The organism is Serratia sp. CY33802 (assembly GCF_052169095.1).
Lineage (GTDB): Bacteria > Pseudomonadota > Gammaproteobacteria > Enterobacterales > Enterobacteriaceae > Serratia > Serratia bockelmannii.
Window position 1 is genome coordinate 1110014 of sequence record NZ_JBJNLL010000002.1, and the last position, 22374, is coordinate 1132387.

The 22374-nt window shown below is 59.7% G+C and carries 22 protein-coding genes; 21 read left to right on the forward strand and 1 reads right to left on the reverse strand.

From position 1 onward, the window contains the following. The first annotated feature begins 5 nt into the window (after positions 1 to 5). From ACJ8HA_RS11915 to ACJ8HA_RS11965, 11 genes are all read left to right on the forward strand, one after another. Positions 6 to 341 carry a zinc ribbon domain-containing protein YjdM gene (locus tag ACJ8HA_RS11915; RefSeq protein ID WP_004939967.1) on the forward strand — a complete coding sequence of 112 codons (336 nt, stop codon included), beginning with the start codon at positions 6 to 8 and terminating at the stop codon, positions 339 to 341. Positions 342 to 575: 234 nt separating this feature from the next. Then, a complete protein-coding gene (locus ACJ8HA_RS11920; protein WP_025301852.1) occupies positions 576 to 1631 on the forward strand; it encodes a PhoH family protein in 1056 nt (351 codons plus the stop codon). Next, the gene (gene ybeY, locus ACJ8HA_RS11925) at positions 1628 to 2101 is read left to right on the forward strand and encodes an rRNA maturation RNase YbeY (RefSeq protein ID WP_016928766.1); all 474 of its coding nucleotides are present in this window, start codon (positions 1628 to 1630) and stop codon (positions 2099 to 2101) included. Before ACJ8HA_RS11920 ends, ybeY begins: the two co-directional genes overlap by 4 nt. Before the next feature lie 85 nt (positions 2102 to 2186). After that, positions 2187 to 3065 (forward strand): CNNM family magnesium/cobalt transport protein CorC, encoded by an 879-nt coding sequence (gene corC / locus ACJ8HA_RS11930; RefSeq protein ID WP_025301851.1) that lies wholly within the window; start codon positions 2187 to 2189, stop codon positions 3063 to 3065. 7 nt (positions 3066 to 3072) lie between these two features. After that, positions 3073 to 4602, forward strand: coding sequence for an apolipoprotein N-acyltransferase (lnt, locus tag ACJ8HA_RS11935; RefSeq protein WP_049295164.1), 1530 nt, complete (start codon positions 3073 to 3075; stop codon positions 4600 to 4602). A gap of 392 nt (positions 4603 to 4994) precedes the next feature. Further along, complete coding sequence (locus tag ACJ8HA_RS11940) at positions 4995 to 5891, forward strand: amino acid ABC transporter substrate-binding protein (protein WP_025301849.1); 897 nt, start codon at positions 4995 to 4997, stop codon at positions 5889 to 5891. A 213-nt stretch (positions 5892 to 6104) separates the two neighbouring features. Next, on the forward strand, positions 6105 to 6845 hold the full coding sequence (locus ACJ8HA_RS11945) for an amino acid ABC transporter permease (RefSeq protein ID WP_019454074.1): 741 nt from the start codon (positions 6105 to 6107) through the stop codon (positions 6843 to 6845). Further along, positions 6845 to 7519, forward strand: coding sequence for a glutamate/aspartate ABC transporter permease GltK (gltK, locus tag ACJ8HA_RS11950; RefSeq protein ID WP_025301848.1), 675 nt, complete (start codon positions 6845 to 6847; stop codon positions 7517 to 7519). The genes ACJ8HA_RS11945 and gltK overlap by 1 nt, the downstream gene beginning before the upstream one ends. After that, entirely contained in the window at positions 7519 to 8244 is a 726-nt protein-coding gene (locus ACJ8HA_RS11955; RefSeq protein WP_025301847.1) for an amino acid ABC transporter ATP-binding protein, read from the forward strand. The genes gltK and ACJ8HA_RS11955 overlap by 1 nt, the downstream gene beginning before the upstream one ends. A 115-nt stretch (positions 8245 to 8359) precedes the next feature. Further along, a complete protein-coding gene (gene rihA, locus ACJ8HA_RS11960) occupies positions 8360 to 9292 on the forward strand; it encodes a pyrimidine-specific ribonucleoside hydrolase RihA (RefSeq protein ID WP_043135761.1) in 933 nt (310 codons plus the stop codon). A gap of 148 nt (positions 9293 to 9440) precedes the next feature. Next, on the forward strand, positions 9441 to 10145 hold the full coding sequence (locus ACJ8HA_RS11965) for an FMN-dependent NADH-azoreductase (RefSeq protein WP_089180619.1): 705 nt from the start codon (positions 9441 to 9443) through the stop codon (positions 10143 to 10145). A 40-nt stretch (positions 10146 to 10185) separates the two neighbouring features. Here ACJ8HA_RS11965 and ACJ8HA_RS11970 read toward each other — a convergent pair whose 3' ends face one another. Continuing rightward, positions 10186 to 10668 carry a zinc ribbon-containing protein gene (locus tag ACJ8HA_RS11970; protein ID WP_025301844.1) on the reverse strand — a complete coding sequence of 161 codons (483 nt, stop codon included), beginning with the start codon at positions 10666 to 10668 and terminating at the stop codon, positions 10186 to 10188. 285 nt (positions 10669 to 10953) lie between these two features. Between ACJ8HA_RS11970 and leuS the strand changes: the two genes are divergently transcribed. From leuS to dacA, 10 genes are all read left to right on the forward strand, one after another. Further along, positions 10954 to 13536, forward strand: coding sequence for a leucine--tRNA ligase (leuS, locus tag ACJ8HA_RS11975; protein ID WP_043135757.1), 2583 nt, complete (start codon positions 10954 to 10956; stop codon positions 13534 to 13536). A gap of 14 nt (positions 13537 to 13550) precedes the next feature. Beyond that, positions 13551 to 14111 (forward strand): LPS assembly lipoprotein LptE, encoded by a 561-nt coding sequence (gene lptE, locus ACJ8HA_RS11980; protein ID WP_025301842.1) that lies wholly within the window; start codon positions 13551 to 13553, stop codon positions 14109 to 14111. Continuing rightward, the gene (gene holA, locus ACJ8HA_RS11985; protein ID WP_149570297.1) at positions 14108 to 15142 is read left to right on the forward strand and encodes a DNA polymerase III subunit delta; all 1035 of its coding nucleotides are present in this window, start codon (positions 14108 to 14110) and stop codon (positions 15140 to 15142) included. The genes lptE and holA overlap by 4 nt, the downstream gene beginning before the upstream one ends. Continuing rightward, positions 15132 to 15794, forward strand: coding sequence for a nicotinate-nucleotide adenylyltransferase (gene nadD, locus ACJ8HA_RS11990; protein WP_025301840.1), 663 nt, complete (start codon positions 15132 to 15134; stop codon positions 15792 to 15794). Before holA ends, nadD begins: the two co-directional genes overlap by 11 nt. A gap of 194 nt (positions 15795 to 15988) precedes the next feature. Continuing rightward, on the forward strand, positions 15989 to 16306 hold the full coding sequence (gene rsfS, locus ACJ8HA_RS11995; protein WP_025301839.1) for a ribosome silencing factor: 318 nt from the start codon (positions 15989 to 15991) through the stop codon (positions 16304 to 16306). A gap of 3 nt (positions 16307 to 16309) precedes the next feature. Further along, positions 16310 to 16780 carry a 23S rRNA (pseudouridine(1915)-N(3))-methyltransferase RlmH gene (gene rlmH, locus ACJ8HA_RS12000; protein ID WP_004940002.1) on the forward strand — a complete coding sequence of 157 codons (471 nt, stop codon included), beginning with the start codon at positions 16310 to 16312 and terminating at the stop codon, positions 16778 to 16780. Between the two features lie 38 nt (positions 16781 to 16818). Continuing rightward, positions 16819 to 18714, forward strand: coding sequence for a peptidoglycan DD-transpeptidase MrdA (gene mrdA, locus ACJ8HA_RS12005; RefSeq protein WP_025301838.1), 1896 nt, complete (start codon positions 16819 to 16821; stop codon positions 18712 to 18714). Between the two features lie 8 nt (positions 18715 to 18722). Beyond that, entirely contained in the window at positions 18723 to 19835 is a 1113-nt protein-coding gene (gene mrdB / locus ACJ8HA_RS12010) for a peptidoglycan glycosyltransferase MrdB (protein WP_004940006.1), read from the forward strand. 10 nt (positions 19836 to 19845) lie between these two features. Then, positions 19846 to 20931: an endolytic peptidoglycan transglycosylase RlpA gene (rlpA, locus tag ACJ8HA_RS12015; RefSeq protein ID WP_025301837.1), complete on the forward strand. Its 1086-nt coding sequence runs from the start codon at positions 19846 to 19848 to the stop codon at positions 20929 to 20931. 180 nt (positions 20932 to 21111) lie between these two features. Beyond that, entirely contained in the window at positions 21112 to 22323 is a 1212-nt protein-coding gene (dacA, locus tag ACJ8HA_RS12020; RefSeq protein WP_004940010.1) for a D-alanyl-D-alanine carboxypeptidase DacA, read from the forward strand. Positions 22324 to 22374 lie beyond the last annotated feature (51 nt).

The window sequence follows — 22374 nt, forward strand, 5'->3', positions numbered from 1 at the left end:
ATAACATGCAACTCCCACACTGCCCGAAGTGCAACTCCGAATACACCTACCAGGACAATGCCCTGTTCATCTGCCCTGAGTGCGCCCACGAGTGGAGCGACAGCGCCCCGGCGGAAGATCAGGACGCGCTGATCGTCAAAGACGCCAACGGCAACCTGCTGGCGGACGGCGACGCGGTCACCGTGATCAAGGATCTGAAGGTCAAAGGCAGCTCCTCGATGCTGAAGATCGGCACCAAGGTGAAAAACATTCGCCTGGTGGAAGGCGATCACAACATCGACTGCAAAATCGACGGTTTCGGCCCGATGAAGCTGAAATCCGAGTTCGTGAAAAAGAACTGATTCCCAGCGGCCTTGTTCTGTGATGACGCGGCGGGCTTTGCGCCCCGCCGCGTTTTTTCCTTATCTTCCCTTGAATTCCGCCGACGGCGCACAGATAGATCAGCGGTAAACTTGCGCCGTTGCTGCGCACCATGAATAATTCAAGAAAGAGAGTATTCAGGCTCGCCCTGAACGCGCGCGTCCCGGACGCGCTATGTGACATCAACCAGGCCCGATGTGACCTAGAGGAATAGTTTGAACGTCGCAACACAAGAAATTTTGTTAGAGCCCGCAGACAACAAGCGTTTGCTCAGCCTGTGCGGCCCGTTTGATGACAACATCAAGCAACTCGAGCGCCGATTGGGCATCGAAATCAATCGCCGCGACAACCGTTTCAAGTTGGTCGGCAAAAACCTGTGCGTGGTTGCCGCCGCCGATATCCTGCGCCATCTGTACGTGGATACCGCGCCGATTCGCGGCGTGATCCCGGATATCGATCCGGAGCAAATCCATCTGGCTATCAAAGAGAGTCGGGTGCTGGAACAGGTGGCGGACAGCGTGCCGGATTACGGCAAGGCGGTCACCATCAAAACCAAGCGCGGTATGGTGAAACCGCGCACGCCTAACCAGGCGCAGTACATCGCCAATATTCTCGATCACGACATCACCTTCGGCATCGGCCCGGCGGGCACCGGCAAAACCTACCTGGCGGTCGCCGCTGCGGTGGATGCGCTGGAACGCCAGGAAATTCGCCGCATACTGCTGACCCGCCCTGCGGTCGAAGCCGGCGAAAAGCTGGGCTTCCTGCCCGGCGATCTGAGCCAGAAGGTCGATCCTTATCTGCGCCCGTTGTACGACGCCCTGTTCGAAATGCTGGGCTTCGAGCGCGTGGAGAAGCTCATCGAACGCAATGTGATCGAAGTCGCGCCGCTGGCCTATATGCGCGGCCGCACGCTGAACGACGCCTTTATCATCCTGGATGAGAGCCAGAACACCACCATCGAGCAGATGAAGATGTTCCTGACACGCATCGGCTTCAACTCGAAGGCGGTCATCACCGGCGACGTCACCCAGATCGACCTGCCGCGCAACCAGAAATCCGGCCTGCGCCATGCGGTGGAAGTGCTGTCGGACGTGGAGGAGCTGAGCTTCAACTTCTTCCACAGCGAAGACGTGGTGCGCCACCCGGTGGTGGCCCGCGTGGTCATCGCCTATGAGGCCTGGGAAGCCGCCGAACAGAAACGCAAAGACGCGATTGCCGAGCAACGTAAGCGCGAGGCGCTCGCCGCCTCCGAGCAGGAGACACCATGAGTCAGGTGATTTTGGATCTGCAGATTGCCTGTGAAAGCAGCGACGGCCTGCCGGATGAGGCCACCTTCCAGCGCTGGCTGGAAGGCGTGCTGCCGCAATTTCAGGAAGAGGCCGAGGTCACCGTGCGTCTGGTGGACGAAGCGGAAAGCCACGAGCTGAACCTGACCTACCGCGGCAAAGACAAGCCGACCAACGTGCTCTCTTTCCCGTTCGAAGCCCCGCCGGGCATCGAGCTGCCGCTGCTCGGCGATCTGATCATCTGCCGCCAGGTGGTTGAGCAGGAAGCGATTGAGCAAGGCAAAACGCTGGAGGCCCACTGGGCGCATATGGTTGTCCACGGCAGTCTTCATCTGCTAGGGTATGACCACATCGAAGACGATGAAGCCGAAGAAATGGAGTCTTTGGAAACCGAAATCATGCACGGACTGGGTTATCCTGATCCGTACCTGGCGGAAAAAGACCCCGTCTGACGTCAGCCGTTTACCCCACAGCCCCCATGCGGGGCTGTCGCTGACGCCCCTTAACTCTGACATGAGTGACAGTAACTAAAACGCCATGAGCGACGACCATTCACAAAGCAATGACAGCCCCAGTCCCAAGAAGGGGTTCTTTACTCTTATCCTTAACCAGCTGTTCCACGGCGAGCCCAAAAACCGTGGCGATCTGGTCGAGCTGATCCGTGATTCCGAACAAAACGACCTGATCGATCCCGATACCCGCGACATGCTGGAAGGCGTGATGGATATCGCCGAACAGCGCGTGCGCGACATCATGATCCCCCGCTCCCAGATGGTGACGCTCAAGCGCAACCAGACGCTGGAAGAGTGCCTGGACGTGATTATCGACTCCGCCCACTCGCGCTTCCCGGTGATCAGCGAAGATAAAGATCACATCGAAGGCATCCTGATGGCCAAGGATCTGCTGCCGTTCATGCGCGCAGACTCCGAGCCGTTCAGCATCGACAAAGTGCTGCGTACCGCGGTGGTGGTGCCGGAAAGCAAGCGCGTCGACCGGATGCTGAAAGAGTTTCGTTCCCAGCGCTATCACATGGCGATTGTCATTGACGAATTCGGCGGCGTGTCCGGCCTGGTCACCATCGAAGATATCCTGGAGCTGATCGTCGGCGAGATTGAAGACGAATACGACGACGAAGACGATCTGGATATCCGCCAGCTCAGCCGCCACATGTACACCGTGCGCGCGCTGGCGCCGATCGAAGACTTCAACGACGCCTTCGGCACCCATTTCAGCGACGACGAGGTCGATACCATCGGCGGTCTGGTGATGCAGGCCTTCGGCCACCTGCCGGCGCGCGGGGAAACCATTGAAATCGAAGGTTACCTATTTAAAGTTGCCATGGCAGACAGTCGACGTATCATCCAGGTTCATGTAAAAATTCCGGACGACTCTCCACCACCGAAACTGGAAGATTAAATCCAACATGGCTAAAGCCTCATTACTTGAACGCCAGTGGGTTCGCGCCCTGCTGGCGCTGTTGTCAGGTGCCGGCGGGACGCTGGCGTTCTCGCCCTACGATTTTTGGCCCGCGGCCATCGTCTCCCTGTTCGGCCTGCTGGCCGTTACCCTCAATCGCACCACCAAACAGTCTGCCCTGCTCGGCTTTGTCTGGGGCTTCGGGTTGTTCGGCAGCGGGATCAACTGGGTGTATGTCAGCATCGCCGATTTCGGCGGCATGCCCTTCGCCGTCAACATCTTCCTGGTGGCGCTGCTCGCCGCTTACCTGTCGCTGTATACCGGGCTGTTCGCCGGGCTGCTGACGCGCCTGTGGCCGGCCACCCGCTGGTGGAGGCTGGCCATCGCCGCGCCGGTGCTGTGGCAGGTGACCGAATTCCTGCGCGGCTGGGTGCTGACCGGCTTCCCGTGGCTGCAGTTCGGCTATAGCCAGATCAACGGCCCGCTGAAGGGCATCGCGCCGCTGCTGGGCGTCGACGCCATCACCTTTGTGCTGATGGCCATCGCCGGCCTGCTGGTGTACGCCGTCAATCAGCGCCGTCTCTCGGCAGCCGTGATTGCCGCCGCGCTGCTGCTGTTGCCGTGGCCGCTGCGCCAGCTGCAGTGGTTTACCCCGCAGCCGGAGAAAGCGGTGAACGTCGCCATGGTGCAAGGCAACATCGCTCAATCGATGAAATGGGATCCGAAAGCGCTGGTCAGCACGCTGCAAACCTATCTGGACGAAACCCGTCCCTACATGGGCAAGGCGCCGATCGTCATCTGGCCGGAATCCGCCATTCCGGATTATGAAGCCAATCAGAACGGCTTCCTGACGATGATGGACGACCTGATGCGGGCGAAGAACAGCAGCCTGATCACCGGCATCGTCGACGTGCGTGCTACGCCGCAGGGCCAGCAAATCTACAACAGTGCCATCGTGCTCGGTGAACCGACGCCGTACAGTTACCCGGCCAACGATCGCTACAACAAGCACCACCTGGTACCGTTCGGCGAGTTCGTGCCGCTCGAGACGCTGCTGCGGCCCCTGGCGCCGTTCTTCGACCTGCCGATGTCCTCCTTCAGCCGCGGCGACTACGTACAACCGCAGCTCAGCGTACGCGGCTACAACCTGACGGCGGCCATCTGCTACGAAATCGTGTTGGGCCAGCAGGTGCGCGATAACTTCCGCCCGGACACCAACTTCCTGCTGACCATCTCCAACGATGCCTGGTTCGGCCACTCCATCGGCCCGTGGCAGCACTTCCAGATGGCACGCATGCGGGCGCTGGAGCTCGGCCGACCGCTGCTGCGCAGCACCAATAACGGCGTCACCGCCGCGGTGGACGCGAATGGCGAGGTGATCGCCGAGATCCCGCAGTTCACCCGTCAGGTACTCGAAGTGAAAGTCACGCCGACCACCGGCCTCACGCCTTATGCGCGCTTCGGCGCCACGCCGCTGTGGGTAATGACCCTGTTGCTGGGCGGCTGGGCGCTGATGTTGGGCCTGCGCCGCAAATAGCCCTCTTCGTCGGGGCGCACCCGCTGCGCCCCGCTTTCCCGTCAAATCTTCCCTCAGTCAGAAAACGCCGTTAAATCAACGCGGCTGGCACACTCCTTGCTTTTATCTATGGCGACATCGCGCGCCGGTTTACTTTTGCTGACGTTTTGTCGCACCTGCGCACATTTTGGGTGCATTGAACGCACCGCACGGGTGCGCCGACGTTTTGTTGCATTGATTTGGTGCGCGCGGCGTCTCAAAAAATGAAACATTTTAGTTTCAAGGTGTTCACAATCGGTTATTTTTTAACAGCGTTCAGTTCATAAGACTATCTTTATAACTTGAGCAATAAACAGTCGATTTAACCTGACGCTCTTTAGTCAGAGCCACAACAACAGTAAAGGAGTTGGACCATGCAAATGCGTAAATTGGCGTTATCGTTACTGCTGCTCGGTGCGGCAGGTAGCGTGGCGCACGCGGAAGACCTGACCGGTACGCTGAAGAAAATCAAAGACAATGGCGTGATCGTTGTCGGCCACCGCGAATCGTCAGTGCCGTTCTCCTACTACGACAACCAACAAAAAGTTGTGGGCTATTCTCAGGACTACTCCAACCAAATCGTTGAAGCCGTTAAGAAAAAGCTGAATGCACCGAATCTGCAGGTGAAAATGCTGCCGATTACCTCGCAGAACCGCATCCCGCTGCTGCAAAACGGCACCTATGATTTCGAGTGCGGCTCCACCACCAATAACCTCGAGCGCCAGAAACAGGCCGCCTTCTCCGACACCATTTTCGTGGTCGGCACCCGCTTGCTGGTGAAAAAAGGCTCCGACATCAAAGACTTTAAAGACCTGGCCGGCAAACCGGTGGTGGTCACCTCCGGCACCACCTCTGAAGTGCTGCTGAACAAGCTGAACGACAGCGGCAAGATGAACATGCGCATCATCAGCGCCAAAGACCACGGCGACTCCTTCCGCACTCTGGAAAGCGGCCGCGCGGTGGCCTTCATGATGGACGACGCCCTGCTGGCGGGCGAGCGCGCCAAGGCCAAGAAGCCGGATCAGTGGGAAATCATCGGCACACCGCAGTCGAAAGAAGCCTACGGCTGCATGCTGCGTAAAGACGATCCTGCGTTCAAGAAACTGGTCGATGACACTATCGCCCAGGCGCAAACCTCCGGCGAAGCGGCCAAGTGGTTTGATAAATGGTTCAAGCAGCCGATTCCACCGAAAAACCTCAACATGAACTTCGAACTGTCGGACGACATGAAGCAGCTGTTCAAAGAACCTAACGACAAGGCATTGAACTAAATAGAATGACAGCCGGGGCGGCCGCCAGGCCAAACCGGCCCAGTTGATGACTGGGACAGACAGGTATGAGGGGGGCCGTTCCCCTCCCTCATTTTCCCCAAGGCGCATCACCGACATCCGCACACAATAAGCCAGCCAGACTGGCCGCGCGGCGATCGGCGCTCATCAAGTCATCAATCTTCGGCGCTCTGCGCCCGTTTACCGGAGTTTGTTATGTCAATAGATTGGAACTGGGGTATCTTCCTGCAGCAGGCCCCGTTTGGGAACACCACTTACCTCGGCTGGATCTGGTCCGGCTTTCAGGTCACGGTGGCCCTCTCCGTCTGTGCATGGATTATCGCTTTCTTCGTCGGTTCGCTGTTCGGTATCTTGCGTACCGTACCCAACCGCTTTCTTTCCGCCCTCGGCACCTGTTACGTCGAACTGTTCCGCAACGTGCCGCTGATCGTGCAATTCTTTACCTGGTATCTGGTGATCCCCGAGCTGCTGCCGGCCAATATCGGCACCTGGTTTAAAAGCGAGCTGGATCCCAACGTGCAGTTCTTCGTCTCTTCCATGCTTTGCCTGGGATTGTTTACCGCCGCCCGCGTTTGCGAACAGGTGCGCGCCGCCATCCAGTCCCTGCCGCGCGGCCAGAAAGCGGCCGGGCTGGCGATGGGCCTGACGCTGCCGCAAACCTACCGCTACGTGTTGCTGCCGAACGCCTACCGGGTGATCGTGCCGCCGATGACCTCGGAGATGCTCAACCTGGTCAAAAACTCCGCCATCGCCTCTACCATCGGGCTGGTGGACATGGCCGCGCAGGCCGGCAAGCTGTTGGATTACTCCGCACACGCCTATGAATCCTTTACCGCCATCACGCTGGCTTATATCGGCATCAACGCCGTTATCATGCTGTTTATGCGTCTGGTCGAAAAGAAAGTGCAGTTGCCTGGCAACCTGGGGAGTAAATAATGTACGAATTTGACTGGGCGTCGATCGTCCCAAGCTTCCCGTTTCTGCTGCAGGGCATGGTAATCACGCTGAAGATCACCGTGACCGCCATCGTGGTCGGCATTCTGTGGGGTACCGTGCTGGCGGTGATGCGTCTGTCGCCGTTCAAACCGATCAGCTGGTTCGCCACCCTGTACGTCAACCTGTTCCGCTCGGTGCCGCTGGTGATGGTGCTGCTGTGGTTCTACCTGGTGGTTCCAAGCTTATTACAACAGGTTCTAGGCTTATCGCCGAAAACCGATATTCGCCTGATCTCGGCTATGGTAGCCTTTTCCCTGTTTGAAGCGGCCTATTACTCGGAAATCATCCGCGCCGGCATCATCAGCATCTCGCGCGGCCAATCCTCCGCCGCGCTGGCGCTGGGCATGACCCATTGGCAATCCATGCGGCTGGTGATCCTGCCGCAGGCGTTCCGCGCCATGGTGCCGCTGCTGCTGACCCAGGGCATCGTCCTGTTCCAGGATACCTCGCTGGTTTACGTACTGAGCCTGGCCGACTTCTTCCGCACCGCGTCGACCATCGGCGAACGCGACGGCACCCAGGTTGAAATGATCCTGTTCGCCGGCTTTGTCTATTTTGTTATCAGCCTCGCCGCCTCGGCGCTGGTAAGCTATTTGAAGAAAAGGACTGTTTGATGATATCCCTGAAAAATGTTTCTAAGTGGTACGGTCACTTTCAGGTGTTGACCGATTGCACCACCGAAGTGAAAAAAGGCGAAGTGGTCGTCGTCTGTGGTCCTTCAGGTTCCGGCAAGTCCACCCTGATCAAAACCGTCAACGGCCTCGAGCCGATCCAGCAGGGCAATATCCTGGTGAACGGCACGCCGGTCAACGACAAGAAAACCAACCTGGCGCAGCTGCGTGCCAAGGTTGGCATGGTGTTCCAACACTTTGAGCTGTTCCCGCACCTGTCTATCATCGACAACCTGACGCTAGCGCAGGTGAAAGTGCTCAAGCGCGACAAATCCGCCTCACGCGAGAAGGGTCTGAAGCTGCTGGAGCGCGTCGGCCTCTCCGCCCATGCCAACAAGTTCCCCGGTCAGCTGTCCGGCGGCCAGCAGCAGCGCGTCGCCATCGCCCGTGCGCTGTGCATGGATCCTATCGCCATGCTGTTCGATGAGCCGACCTCTGCGCTCGATCCGGAAATGATCAACGAAGTGCTGGACGTGATGGTCGAACTGGCGAACGAAGGCATGACCATGATGGTGGTAACCCACGAAATGGGCTTCGCCCGCAAGGTGGCGAATCGAGTGATCTTTATGGACGAAGGCAAAATCGTCGAAGACCGCAACAAAGACGATTTCTTCAACAACCCCGAGTCCGATCGCGCCAAGGATTTTCTGGCCAAGATCCTGCACTAAACGCTCTGCCTATGCGCCCCGCCAGGGGCGCATCTTTTCCCCCGGCACTAAAAGCGCTTGTTTCTCCCCGGTTTTGATCCGATGCTCGCTGGATAACAAACAGAGGAGAAAGAACATGCCCCGCCCTATTATCATCGATTGCGATCCCGGCCTCGACGACGCCATCGCGCTGGCTATGGCGCTGCGTTCGTCAGAACTGGACATCAAAGCCATCACCACCTCCGCCGGCAACCAGACGCCGGAGAAAACCCTGCATAACGCGCTGGGCCTGTTGACCCTGATGCAGCGCGAGGACATCCCGGTCGCCGCCGGCGCCAGCGGCCCGCTGATGCGCGAACTGGTGATCGCCGACTATGTCCACGGCAAAACCGGCATGGGTAACACCCACCTGCCGACGCCGACAATCAAACCCGATCCCCGCGGCGCCGTCGAGCTGATCGCCGACTTGCTGCGCGCCAGCCCGCAGCCGATAACCCTGGTGGTGACCGGCCCGATGACCAATATCGCCCTGCTGCTGGCCCAGCATGCCGAGCTGAAAAGCCATATCGAACGCATCGTATTCATGGGCGGCGGTATGAACGCCGGCAATACTACGCCTGTCGCGGAGTTCAACATCTTCGTCGATCCCGAAGCCGCCGAAATGGTGCTGAAATCCGGGGTGCCGCTGACCATGGCCGGGCTGAACGTCACCCATCAAGCGCTGGTGTTGCCGCAGGATATCGAGCGCATTCGCCAGATAGACAATCCGGTCGCGCAGGCGGTCGCGGAGATGCTCGATTTTTACCTGCCGCTGTACCTCAGCCATCCGCGCGGCCTGCCCGGCGCTGCGATGCACGATCCCTGCACCATCGCCTGGCTGCTGGCGCCGCAGCTGTTCACCGGCGTAGAACGCTGGGTCGGTGTGGAGACCAAAGGGGAATACACCGTCGGCATGACGGTGGTGGACTATTTCCAGCAAACCGGCAACGCGGCCAACGTGGAAGTGCTGACCAGCATCAACCGCGAGGGTTTTATCGATCTGCTGGCCGAGCGCCTGGCGCGTTATTGATCCCATCGGGGCGCGCTCGCGCCCCTCATTCAACTTTTTTGATTTAACTCAGCGAATTTTTGCGCTATCACTGTTGATGGCTTGCCTCTACCATGCGTTTACACCGACTGACATCGTCACCGATTAAACTTCGCCTGGAGATAAGCCAATGAGCCGCGTACTGGTCCTGAAATCAAGTATTCTGGGTGAATATTCCCAGTCTGGAAAATTAGTCGATTTTTTTGTTGAACAATGGCGTGAAGCTCACCCAGAAGACACGTTCACCGTGCGCGACTTGGCTAACCCAACGCTGCCGGAGCTGGATGGCGAAGTGATGGCTGGCTTTACCGCCGGCGACAACCCGCTGACGCCGCATCAGCAGAGCACCCTGGCGCTTTCCGATGAGCTGATTGCCGAGCTGAAGTCGCACGACACGCTGATCATCAGCGCCCCGATGTACAACTTCAACATCCCGACGCAGCTGAAAATCTACTTCGATCTGATCGCCCGCGCCGGTCAGACGTTCCGCTACACCTCCGCCGGTGCCGAAGGGCTGGTGACGGGCAAGAAAGCGATCGTCATCTCCAGCCGCGGCGGCATCCACGCCGACACGCCGACGGATCTGATCACGCCGTACGTGAAGCTGTTCCTGGGCTTTATCGGCATCACCGACGTTGAATTCGTACTGGCGGAAGGCTTCGCCTACGGCCCGGAAGCGGCGGAGAAAGCCGCCCAGGACAGCCGCATCGCGGTCGCGCAGAAAATCCCGGCCGGCGTCGCCGTACCGGCCAGCGCACCGGCGCAGGCGCAAGCCGCCCCAGCAGCCGTCAGCGGCGGTTTCCTGAGCAACCTGCTGAAGAAACTGTTCCGTTAAACGCCGGCCTTAGTGTTCCCCGCCCTGGCGGGGAACGTCATCAAGGCTCAAACGGCCGACGCTGGAACTGGTCGTGACCGCATTTCGGGCAAAGCGGCAGCACCTCCGGCGTGTAAAACGCCAGATGGTAGTGACACTGCTCGCACACCAGATTGCCCAACCCCACCACTTCACCGCTGTGATAAACGCCGTGATGGCTGACATCCTTGAACACTTCACGCCACTCCAGCTGGGTTTTGTCGGTGATATCCGCCAGTTCCTGCCACAGGCTCTCTTTGATCACCCGCATAAACACGCTGTCGGTAAACTCGTCCCGGCTTTCCTGATAGCTGCGGGCGAACTCTTCCAGATCGCGCCGCACCGCCTGCGTCACCTGCCGCACCTCGTCGCGGGTCAGATCTTCGGCCTCGTTCAACCGCCGCTCCGCGCTGGCCACCAGTTCGTCGATATCACGTTCACCGTTTTTCAGGCGTTCGGTCAGCGATGCCACCAATTCGCGGTAATACTGAGCAACCTTGTTCATAGACTCTCCTCGATAAACGCTGCGCCGGGCTTGGCTGTAGGGATACCCCTAAGCTACTTGTTCTTATTTTAGCCGTAAATGACTGATGTCACTTGGCAAGACGCGGGATCCGCAGGTTGTGAGCCGCGTCATGGCGGCGTTTTTTTTAAATGCGCCGAGTCAGGCGCTTGGAGTTGTTGCCGAGAGGTCTTATCAGCTATGCTATGCGGATCTACGAATGCTAAATGTTCATTGCGTTGCCTCTGACCGGGGCAACGGTTTACACCTACAGGACCACCGGCCGCCATGCAAGAGCAATACCGTCCAGAAGACATAGAATCGAACGTACAGCTTCACTGGCAAGAGAAGCAGACTTTCAAAGTTACCGAAGACGACAGCAAGGAAAAGTACTACTGCCTATCCATGCTGCCTTACCCGTCCGGCCGACTGCACATGGGCCACGTTCGTAACTACACTATCGGCGACGTGATCTCGCGCTATCAGCGCATGCTGGGTAAAAACGTACTGCAGCCGATCGGCTGGGATGCGTTCGGCCTGCCGGCGGAAGGTGCGGCGGTGAAAAACAACACCGCACCGGCCCCGTGGACCTACGACAACATCGAATACATGAAGAACCAGCTGAAACTGCTGGGCTTCGGCTACGACTGGGATCGCGAAATCGCTACCTGCCAGCCGGAATACTACCGCTGGGAACAGTGGTTCTTCACCAAGCTGTATGAAAAAGGCCTGGTCTACAAGAAGACCTCGGCGGTGAACTGGTGTCCGCACGATCTGACCGTGCTGGCCAACGAACAGGTTATCGACGGCTGCTGCTGGCGCTGCGACACCAAGGTCGAGCGTAAAGAGATCCCGCAGTGGTTCATCAAAATCACCGCTTACGCCGATCAGCTGCTGAACGATCTGGACACGCTGGAAAGCTGGCCAGAGCAGGTGAAAACCATGCAGCGCAACTGGATTGGCCGCTCCGAAGGCGTGGAAATCACCTTCGACGTGGCGGACAGCGAAGAGAAGCTGACGGTTTACACCACCCGTCCCGACACCTTCATGGGCGCCACCTACGTGGCGGTCGCCGCGGGCCACCCGCTGGCGCAACAGGGCGCGCGCAACAATCCGGCGCTGACCGACTTCATCGACGAATGCCGCAACACCAAAGTGGCCGAAGCCGAAATGGCGACGATGGAGAAGAAAGGCATGCCAACCGGCCTGTTCGTTGTCCACCCGCTGAGCGGCGAGAAGCTGCCGGTGTGGGTCGCCAACTTCGTGCTGATGGAATACGGCACCGGCGCCGTGATGGCGGTACCGGCGCACGACCAGCGCGACTGGGAATTCGCCACCAAATACGATTTACCGATCAAACCGGTGATCCTGAACCTCGACGGCAGCCAACCTGACGTGAGCGCCGAAGCGATGACCGACAAAGGCGCGCTGTTCAACTCCGGCGAGTTTGACGGTCTGGACAACGAAGCCGGCTTTAACGCCATCGCCGACAAACTGGTCGCCAAGGGCGTGGGCCAGCGCAAGGTCAACTACCGTCTGCGCGACTGGGGCGTCTCCCGTCAGCGTTACTGGGGCGCGCCAATCCCGATGGTGACGCTGGAAGACGGCACCGTGATGCCAACGCCGGAAGATCAGCTGCCGGTGATCCTGCCGGAAGACGTGGTCATGGACGGCATCACCAGCCCGATCAAGGCCGACCCTGAGTGGGCGAAGACCACCGTTGACGGCCAGCCGGCGCTGCGTGAAACCGACACCTTCGACACCTTTATGGAGTCTTCCTGGTACTACGCGCGCTATACCTGCCCGCAGTACGACCAGGGCATGCTGGATCCGGCCGCCGCCAACTACTGGCTGCCGGTCGATCAATATATCGGCGGTATCGAACACGCCATCATGCACCTGATGTACTTCCGCTTCTTCCACAAGCTGATGCGCGATGCGGGCCTGGTGGATTCCGACGAGCCGGCCAAGCGCCTGCTGTGTCAGGGCATGGTGCTGGCCGACGCCTTCTACTACACCGGCAACAGCGGCGAGCGCGTCTGGGTATCTCCGGTTGACGCCACGGTCGAGCGCGACGACAAGGGCCGCATCATCAAGGCCACCGATCCGCAAGGCCGTGAACTGGTCTATGCTGGCATGAGCAAAATGTCGAAGTCGAAGAACAACGGCATCGACCCGCAGGAAATGGTGGAAAAATACGGCGCGGACACCGTGCGTCTGTTCATGATGTTCGCTTCACCGGCAGAAATGACGCTGGAGTGGCAGGAATCCGGCGTAGAAGGGGCTAACCGCTTCCTGAAACGCGTATGGAAACTGGCCTACGATCACGTGGCAAAAGGCGCGGTACAGCCGCTGGACGTGGCGGCGCTGAACGAAGATCAGAAAGCGCTGCGCCGCGATCTGCACAAAACCATCGCCAAGGTGACCGACGATGTCGGCCGCCGTCAGACCTTCAACACCGCGATCGCCGCCGTGATGGAGCTGATGAACAAGCTGGCCCGCGCGCCGCAGGAGAGCGAGCAGGATCGCGCGCTGCTGCAGGAAGCGCTGCTGGCCGTGGTTCGCATGCTGTATCCGTTCACCCCGCACGTGTGCTTCACCCTGTGGCAGTCGCTGGGCGGCGAAGGCGACGTGGACACCGCGCCATGGCCGGTTGCCGACGAACAGGCGATGGTCGAGGACTCCAAGCTGGTGGTGGTGCAGGTGAACGGCAAGGTTCGCGCTAAAATCACCGTATCTGCCGATGCGACCGAAGAGCAAGTGCGTGCGCGCGCTGCCGAAGAGCATCTGGTGGCTAAATATCTGGACGGCGTCACGATTCGCAAAGTGATCTACGTTCCGGGCAAACTGCTTAACCTGGTTGTGGGTTAACACAAGGAGGAGTTGTGCGACAACGTATTCTGACGCTGTTGCTGGGGTTGGCGGTGCTGGTCACCGCCGGCTGCGGTTTTCACCTGCGTGGCACCACGCAGGTGCCTAATGAAATGAAAACGCTGATCCTGGACAGCGCCGACCCTTATGGTCCGTTGACGCGCGCGGTGCGTGAGCAGTTGCGTCTGAACGCCGTGACCATCGTCAGCGATCCGAAGCGTAAAGACGTGCCTTCCCTGCGCATCCTCGGCGCGACGGAAAGCCAGGATACCGCCTCGATCTTCCAGGACGGTAAAACCGCCGAGTACCAGTTGGTGCTGACCGTGCAGGCGCAGGTGCTGCTCCCGGGCCACGACCTGTATCCGCTGTCGGTGAAAGTGTTCCGTTCGTTCTTCGACAACCCGCTGACCGCGCTGGCCAAAGACTCCGAGCAGGAGATCATTCGCCAGGAAATGCGTGAGCAGGCGGCGCAACAGCTGGTGCGCAAACTGCTGACCGTGCACGCGGCGGAAGAAGAAAACCGGCAGAAAGCCGCTGCCGTCGGCGAACGAGCGGCAAGCCAAACCGCACAATGATCCGCATTTATCCGGAACAACTTGCCGCGCAGCTCCGAGAGGGGCTGCGCGCTTGTTATTTATTGAGCGGCAATGAACCGCTACTGCTGCAGGAAAGCCAGGATCTGCTCCGGCAGGCTGCGCAACAGCAGCAGTTCAGCGAGCACTACAGCATTTCCCTCGACGCCCATACCGACTGGGACGCCATCTTCGGCATCTGCCAGGCGATGAGCCTGTTCGCCAGCCGCCAGACGCTGCTGCTGATCTTCCCGGAAAACGGCCCGACGGCGCCGATCGGCGAACAGCTGACCAAGCTTGCCACGCTGCTGCACGAGGATATTCTGCTGATCCTGCGCGGCCCGCGCCTCACCAAAGCGCAGGAAAACAGCGCCTGGTTCAAGGCGCTCAGCCCACACGGCGCCCTCGTCAGTTGCCAGACGCCGGAACAGGCACAGCTGCCGCGCTGGGTCGCCACGCGCGCCAAGGCGATGAAGCTGGAATTGGACGACGCCGCCAATCAGCTGTTGTGCTACTGCTACGAAGGCAACCTGCTGGCGCTGTCGCAGGCGCTGGAGCGGCTGTCGCTGCTGCACCCGGACGGCAAACTCACGCTGCCGCGCGTCGAACAGGCGGTGAACGACGCCGCCCACTTCACGCCGTTCCACTGGCTGGATGCCCTGCTGGCCGGCAAAAGCAAGCGCGCCTGGCATATCTTGCAGCAGCTGCAGCAAGAGGACGTGGAGCCGGTGATCCTGCTGCGCACCTTACAGCGCGAACTGCTGCTGTTGCTGACGCTGCAGCGCCGCATGGCGTCCGCGCCGCTGCGCACGCTGTTCGACCAGCACAAGGTCTGGCAGAATCGCCGCCCGCTGGTGACCCAGGCGCTGCAACGCCTGTCCGGCGCCCAGCTGCAGCAAGCGGTACAGCTGCTGACGCAAATCGAGCTGACCCTCAAGCAGGACTATGGCCAGTCGGTCTGGCCGGAACTGGAAACCCTGTCGATGCTGCTGTGCGGCAAACCCCTGGCCACGAGTTTTAGCGATGCCCACTAATCCGGAACACCCCACCGTTTTGCACGCGCTGTTCGGCGGCACCTTCGATCCGATCCACTACGGCCACCTGCGGCCGGTGGAAGCGTTGGCCGCCGAAGTGGGTCTGAATCGCGTCACGCTGCTGCCTAACCACGTGCCGCCGCACCGCCCGCAGCCGGAGGCCAATGCGCAGCAACGCCTGAAGATGGTCGAGCTGGCGATCGCCGGCAACCCGCTGTTTGCGGTCGACGATCGCGAACTGCACCGCACCACCCCCTCCTACACCATCGAGACGTTGGAAACGATTCGTAAAGAGCGTGGCGCCGCCCAGCCACTGGCGTTTATTATTGGCCAGGACTCGCTGCTGACATTGCATAAATGGCATCGCTGGCAGGCGCTGTTGGACGTCTGCCACCTGCTGGTGCTGGCGCGCCCGGGCTATAACGATCGCATGGACACACCGGAACTGCAGCAGTGGCTGGAACGCCATCGCACCGTCGATCCGGCGCTGCTCAGCCGTCGCCCGCACGGCCATATCTATCTGGCAGATACGCCGGAACTGGAAATTTCCGCCACCGAGATCCGCCAGCGCCGCCATCAGGGCCTCAACTGCGACGACCTGCTGCCACGCCCGGTGCAGCGCTATATCGAGTTGCAGGGTTTATATCGCTAGCGAAAGGTGCGTGATATACTGCGCCGCTATTTTTCAGGTATCCGCTGAAAACCCCGGAAACCTTAGCTGGCCGGGCAGTCACCAGTTAGCTGGCTTTCAGCGGCAGCCTGCCGAAACCATTATCCGGTTACGCCGCGGCGTGCGCATGTTGCCCGCTGCAGTCGACTGAACAGAACACACCCGAGGGGGAACCTTTGCAAGGTAAAGCGCTCCAAGATTTCGTCATCGATAAAATCGATGACCTGAAAGGCCAAGACATTATCGCTCTGGACGTACAGGGCAAATCCAGCATCACTGATTGCATGATCATCTGCACCGGCACATCGACTCGCCACGTGATGTCGATCGCCAACCACGTGGTACAGGAATCTCGTGCCGTAGGCATGGAGCTGTTTGGCATGAAAGGCCAGGAAGCCTCCGACTGGATCGTGGTCGATCTGGGCGAAGTGATCGTGCACGTGATGCAGGAAGAAAGCCGTCGCCTGTACGAGCTGGAAAAACTCTGGAGCTAAGCGGTGAAACTGCAATTGGTGGCGGTCGGCACCAAAATGCCAGACTGGGTGCAAACCGGCTTTATGGATTACCTGCACCGCTTTCCCAAAGATATGCCGTTTGAGCTGACCGAGATCCCGGCGGGCAAACGCGGCAAAAACGCCGACATCAAACGCATTCTGGACAAGGAAGGCGAACAGATGCTGGCGGCGGTGGGCAAAGGCAACCGCATCGTTACGCTGGATATCCCAGGCACGCCGTGGGAAACGCCGCAGCTGGCGCAGCAGCTTGAGCGCTGGAAGCAGGATGGCCGCAACGTCAGCCTGCTGATCGGCGGCCCGGAAGGGCTGGCGCCCGCCTGCAAAGCCGCTGCCGAGCAGAGCTGGTCGCTTTCTCCGTTGACGCTGCCGCATCCTTTGGTGCGCGTCCTGGTGGCCGAAAGCCTCTACCGCGCCTGGAGTATTACAACAAATCATCCTTACCACCGGGAATAGCCGGTGGTGACCGTGACAGAGTGAAATAAAGCAGCGGGATGAAAATAGAACGTAACCCTTTTCGCGACTATACGGCTGAATCCGCCCTGTTTGTACGCCGCGCCCTGGTGGCGTTCCTGGTCATCCTGGTGCTGTCCGGCATCCTGATCGCCAACCTGTATAATCTGCAAGTGGTCCGCGTCGAGGATTACCGCACCCGCTCCAACGAAAACCGCATCAAGCTGGTGCCCATCGCGCCCAGCCGCGGCATTATCTACGATCGCAACGGCACCCCGCTGGCGCTCAACCGCACCATTTATCAGCTGGAGCTGATGCCGGAAAAGGTCGACGATCTCAAAGCCACGCTGCAGGCGCTGCGCACGGTGGTCGATCTGACCGACGACGACATCACCAATTTCGAAAAAGAGCGCAAGCGTTCGCGCCGTTTCGTCTCCATTCCGGTGAAAACCGCGCTAACCGAGGTGCAGGTCGCCCGCTTTGCGGTCAATCAGTTCCGCTTCCCCGGCGTGGAAGTAAAAGGCTACCAGCGCCGCTACTACCCCTACGGTTCCGCCCTCACCCACGTCACCGGCTATGTGTCGAAGATCAACGACCGCGACGTCGAACGCCTGGATAAAGACGGCAAGCTGGCCAACTACGCCGCCACCCACGATATCGGCAAGCTGGGTATCGAACGCTATTACGAAGACACGCTGCACGGCAAAACCGGCTATGAAGAGGTCGAGGTCAACAACCGTGGCCGGGTGATCCGCCAATTGCACGAACAGCCGCCTTCCGCCGGTCAGGACGTTTACCTGACGCTCGATCTTGATTTGCAGCGCTATATCGAGCAGCTGCTGGTCGGCAGCCGCGCCGCGGTGGTGGTGAGCGATCCACGCACCGGCGCCATCCTGGCGATGGTGTCCAACCCGAGTTACGATCCGAACCTGTTCGTCGACGGCATTTCCAGCAAGGACTACCAGGGGCTGTTGAACGATCCGAATCGCCCGCTGATCAACCGCGCCACGCAGGGGGTCTATCCGCCTGCATCAACGGTGAAGCCTTACATCGCGGTGTCGGCGCTGAGCGCCGGAGTGATCACCAAAAACACCGTGGTGTTCGATCCCGGTTGGTGGCAACTGCCCGGCTCGGAAAAACGCTTCCGCGACTGGAAAAAATGGGGCCACGGCCGCCTGAACGTCACCAAGGCGCTGGAAGAGTCCGCAGATACCTATTTCTATCAGGTCGCCTATGACATGGGGATCGATCGGCTGTCGACCTGGCTGACCAAATTCGGTTACGGCCAGTACACCGGCATCGATCTGTCCGAAGAACGATCCGGCCTAATGCCGACGCGCGAGTGGAAGCTGAAACGCTATAAAAAGCCGTGGTATCAGGGCGACACCATTCCGGTGGGTATCGGCCAGGGTTACTGGACCGCCACGCCGATCCAGATGGCCAAAGCGCTGAACACCCTGATCAACGACGGCACCGTCAAAACGCCGCACCTGCTGCAGAGTACCCGCGTCAACGGCGCGCTGGTGCCGTTCAAACAGGAAGAGAGCACGCAGATCGGCGATATTCACTCCGGCTTCTGGGAAATCGCCAAAGACGGCATGTATGGTGTGGCCAACCGTCCGAACGGGACGGCGCGCAAATACTTTGCGGACGCACCTTATAAAGCCGCGGCGAAATCGGGTACCGCACAGGTATTCGGCTATGAAACCTACAACGCCCACAAACTGGCGGAGCACCTGCGCGATCACAAACTGATGACCGCCTTCGCACCGTTCAACAATCCGACGGTGTCGGTCGCCATCATTCTGGAAAACGGCGGCTCCGGTCCGGCGGTGGGAACCATCACCCGCCAGATCCTCGACCACATTCTGCTGGGCGACAACAATACGCAATTGCCAAGCGAGGCCCCGCTGCCGCCTGGCGTAGAAGGTGACTAAGGTAGAACATGACTGAAAGCCAACAAAAAGGCTCGATCTGGACCAAAATCCACATCGACCCGACGTTCCTGCTGCTGATCCTGGCCCTGTTGGTCTACAGCGCCTTCGTGATGTGGAGCGCCAGCGGCCAGGACATCGGCATGATGGAGCGCAAGATCGGGCAGATCGTCATGGGGCTGATCGTGATGGCCGTCATGGCGCAAATCCCGCCACGCGTGTACGAAAGCTGGGCGCCCTATCTGTATATTTTCTGCGTGATTTTGCTGATCCTGGTGGACGCCTTCGGCCAGATAAGTAAAGGCGCGCAGCGCTGGCTGGATCTCGGCGTGGTGCGCTTCCAGCCGTCGGAAATCGCCAAGATCGCCGTGCCGCTGATGGTGGCGCGCTTTATGAACCGCGATGTCTGCCCGCCTTCGCTGAAAAACACCGCCATCGCGCTGGTGCTGATCTTCCTGCCAACGCTGCTGGTGGCCGCGCAGCCAGATCTGGGCACCTCGATCCTGATCGCCGCCTCCGGCCTGTTCGTGCTGTTCCTGTCGGGCATGAGCTGGAAATTGATCGCCGTCGCCGCCGTCGCACTGGCGGCCTTTATCCCGGTGCTGTGGTTCTTCCTGATGCACGGCTATCAGCGCGACCGCGTCATGATGCTGCTCGATCCGGAGAGCGACCCACTCGGCGCCGGCTATCACATCATTCAATCCAAGATCGCCATCGGCTCCGGCGGCCTGTCCGGCAAGGGCTGGCTGCACGGCACCCAGTCGCAGCTGGAGTTTCTGCCGGAGCGCCATACCGACTTTATCTTCGCCGTGTTGGCCGAAGAGCTGGGGCTGATCGGGGTATTGGTGCTGCTGGCGCTCTACCTGCTGGTGATCATTCGCGGGCTGATGATCGCCGCCAAGGCGCAAACCACCTTTGGCCGCGTGATGGTCGGCGGCTTGATGCTGATTTTGTTCGTTTATGTCTTTGTTAACATCGGTATGGTCAGTGGCATTTTGCCGGTAGTTGGCGTACCTTTGCCTCTGGTCAGTTACGGGGGTTCGGCGCTGATAGTATTGATGGCCGGTTTCGGCATCATCATGTCGATCCACACGCATCGGAAAATGCTGTCTAAAAGTTTATAAGAGGTGAGTAATGCGTAAGGAATGGCTTTGGATCGGCGTCGCGGCGGTGTTGCTCTCCGCCTGTACCGCCCCGACCACGGAACAGCAGGCACCACAGCAGCCGTACAACGGCCCGGTGGTGGAGATCGGTGGCGTCGAGCCTCAATATGAACCCTATAACCCTAATAACATGCAGGATTATAAGGTTAATGGCGATACTTACCGCATCGTAAAAGATCCGCAGAACTTCTCGCAGACCGGCCTGGCGGCCTGGTATGGCGAAGAAGCCAACGGCAACACCACGGCGCTGGGCGAGCAGTTCGACCCCAACGGTCTGACTGCGGCGCACCCGACCTTACCGATCCCAAGCTATGTGCGCGTCACTAACCTGGCCAACGGCCGTCAGCTGGTGGTGCGCGTCAACGATCGCGGGCCTTACACCAAGGGCCGTATTATCGATCTGTCGAAAGCCGCCGCCGATCGCCTCAACCTGTCGAACAACACCAAGGTCAAAGTCGATTTCATCAACGTGGCGCCGGACGGCACGCTGAGCGGCCCAGGCACCATCGGTACCATCGTGGCGAAGCAGAGCTATGCCCTGCCGTCGCGCCCGGATCTCGGCGCCAGCGGCATGGGCACCCCCATCCAACAGGACGTGCCGGTCGCCAGCGGCGCGGCGGTACGCCCGATCGATAACAGCACCCTGCGCACCGACGACGACAACGCCCCAGCAACTGGCGGCAACGCCGGTAGCGGCCGCAGCGGTTTCCTCGGCGCGCCAAGCGCATTGCCGGCCGGCGTGCTGGAAGGTTCGGAGCCTGAAGCCGCCGCCGTGGCTGCACCGGTCGCGGCCGGCGCCGCAGCTGCCGGCATGGCTGCCGCTTCCTCCTCCGGCGGTTACGTGGTACAGGTCGGTGCGCTGAGCAGCGCCGAGCGTGCCCAGAGCTGGCAGCAAAGCCTGAGCCAACAGTTTGGCGTCCCGGGCAAAGTGGCGGCCAACGGCAACGTTTATCGCGTCCAGCTCGGCCCGTTCAGCAGCCGTCAGCAGGCGGCCCAGCTGCAGCAACGCCTGGCGAGCGAAGCGCAACAACAGTCTTTCGTTACTGCTGCACCCTGAGCATTAAGCCCGGTGGGCATTCACGGCCGATAAGCGGTTATTTAGCTGAAACATTTTCTTGCAGCTAAAAGGGCACTAACCGCAATTAGTCAGATGAATGGGTAATGCCTGCCGGGATCGCATCTGCTATAGTGTGGCTCGTTTTTTAACTTTACTTTCACGGATGTTGTAGTCCCGATCATGAAACAAGTAACTTCTTTTCGCTTAATCAAAAGCATCGCCCTCGGCACCGTTATCGCAATGAGCGCAGCCTCCGTTGCGCACGCCGATGACGTTAACATCAAAACCATGATCCCAGGTGTCCCGCAGATCGATGCGGAAGCGTACATCCTGATTGATTACAACTCCGGCAAGGTGCTGGCCGAGATGAACGCCGATGCGCGTCGCGATCCGGCCAGCCTGACCAAAATGATGACCAGCTACGTCATCGGCCAGGCGCTGAAAGCGGGTAAAATCGGCCAGGACGATCTGGTGACCGTCGGCCAGGACGCCTGGGCGACCGGCAACCCGGTGTTCAAAGGCTCCTCGCTGATGTTCCTGAAGCCGGGCGATCGCGTGCCGGTCTCCAAACTGACCCGCGGCATCAACCTGCAGTCCGGTAACGACGCCTGCGTGGCGATGGCCGACTACGTCGCCGGCAGCCAGGACGCGTTCGTTAACCTGATGAACACCTACGTCAGCAAGCTGGGCCTGCAGAACACTCACTTCCAGACGGTACACGGCCTGGATGCCCAGGGCCAGTACAGTTCGGCGCGCGACATGGCGCTGATCGGCCAGGCGCTGATCCGCGACGTGCCGGAAGAGTACGCGATTTACAAAGAAAAAGAGTTCACCTTCAACAATATCCGCCAGATGAACCGCAACGGCCTGCTGTGGGATAACAGCCTGAACGTCGACGGCATCAAAACCGGCCATACCGACGCGGCGGGTTACAACCTGGTGGCTTCGGCGACCGAAGGCCAAATGCGCCTGATCTCCGCCGTGATGGGCGGCCGCACCTACAAAGGCCGTGAAGCCGAAAGCAAGAAACTGCTGACCTGGGGCTTCCGCTTCTTCGAAACCGTGGCGCCGCTGAAAGTCGGTAAAGAGTTCGCCTCCGAGCCTGTCTGGTTCGGCGATGCCGACCGCGTTGAGCTCGGCGTGGACAAAGACGTCTACCTGACCATTCCGCGCGGCCGCATGAAAGATCTGAAGGCCAGCTACGTGCTGAACACGCCGGAAATTCACGCGCCGCTGGCGAAAAACCAGGTGGTGGGCAGCATCAACTTCCAGCTGGACGGCAAAACCATCGATCAGCGCCCGCTGGTGGTGATGAACGAAGTGAAAGAAGGCGGTTTCTTCAGCCGCATCGTGGACTACATCAAACTGATGTTCCACCACTGGTTCGGTTAACGGTTGAAACGGGCGAAATTGCCCCCATATACTGAATAACATTAACTCCCG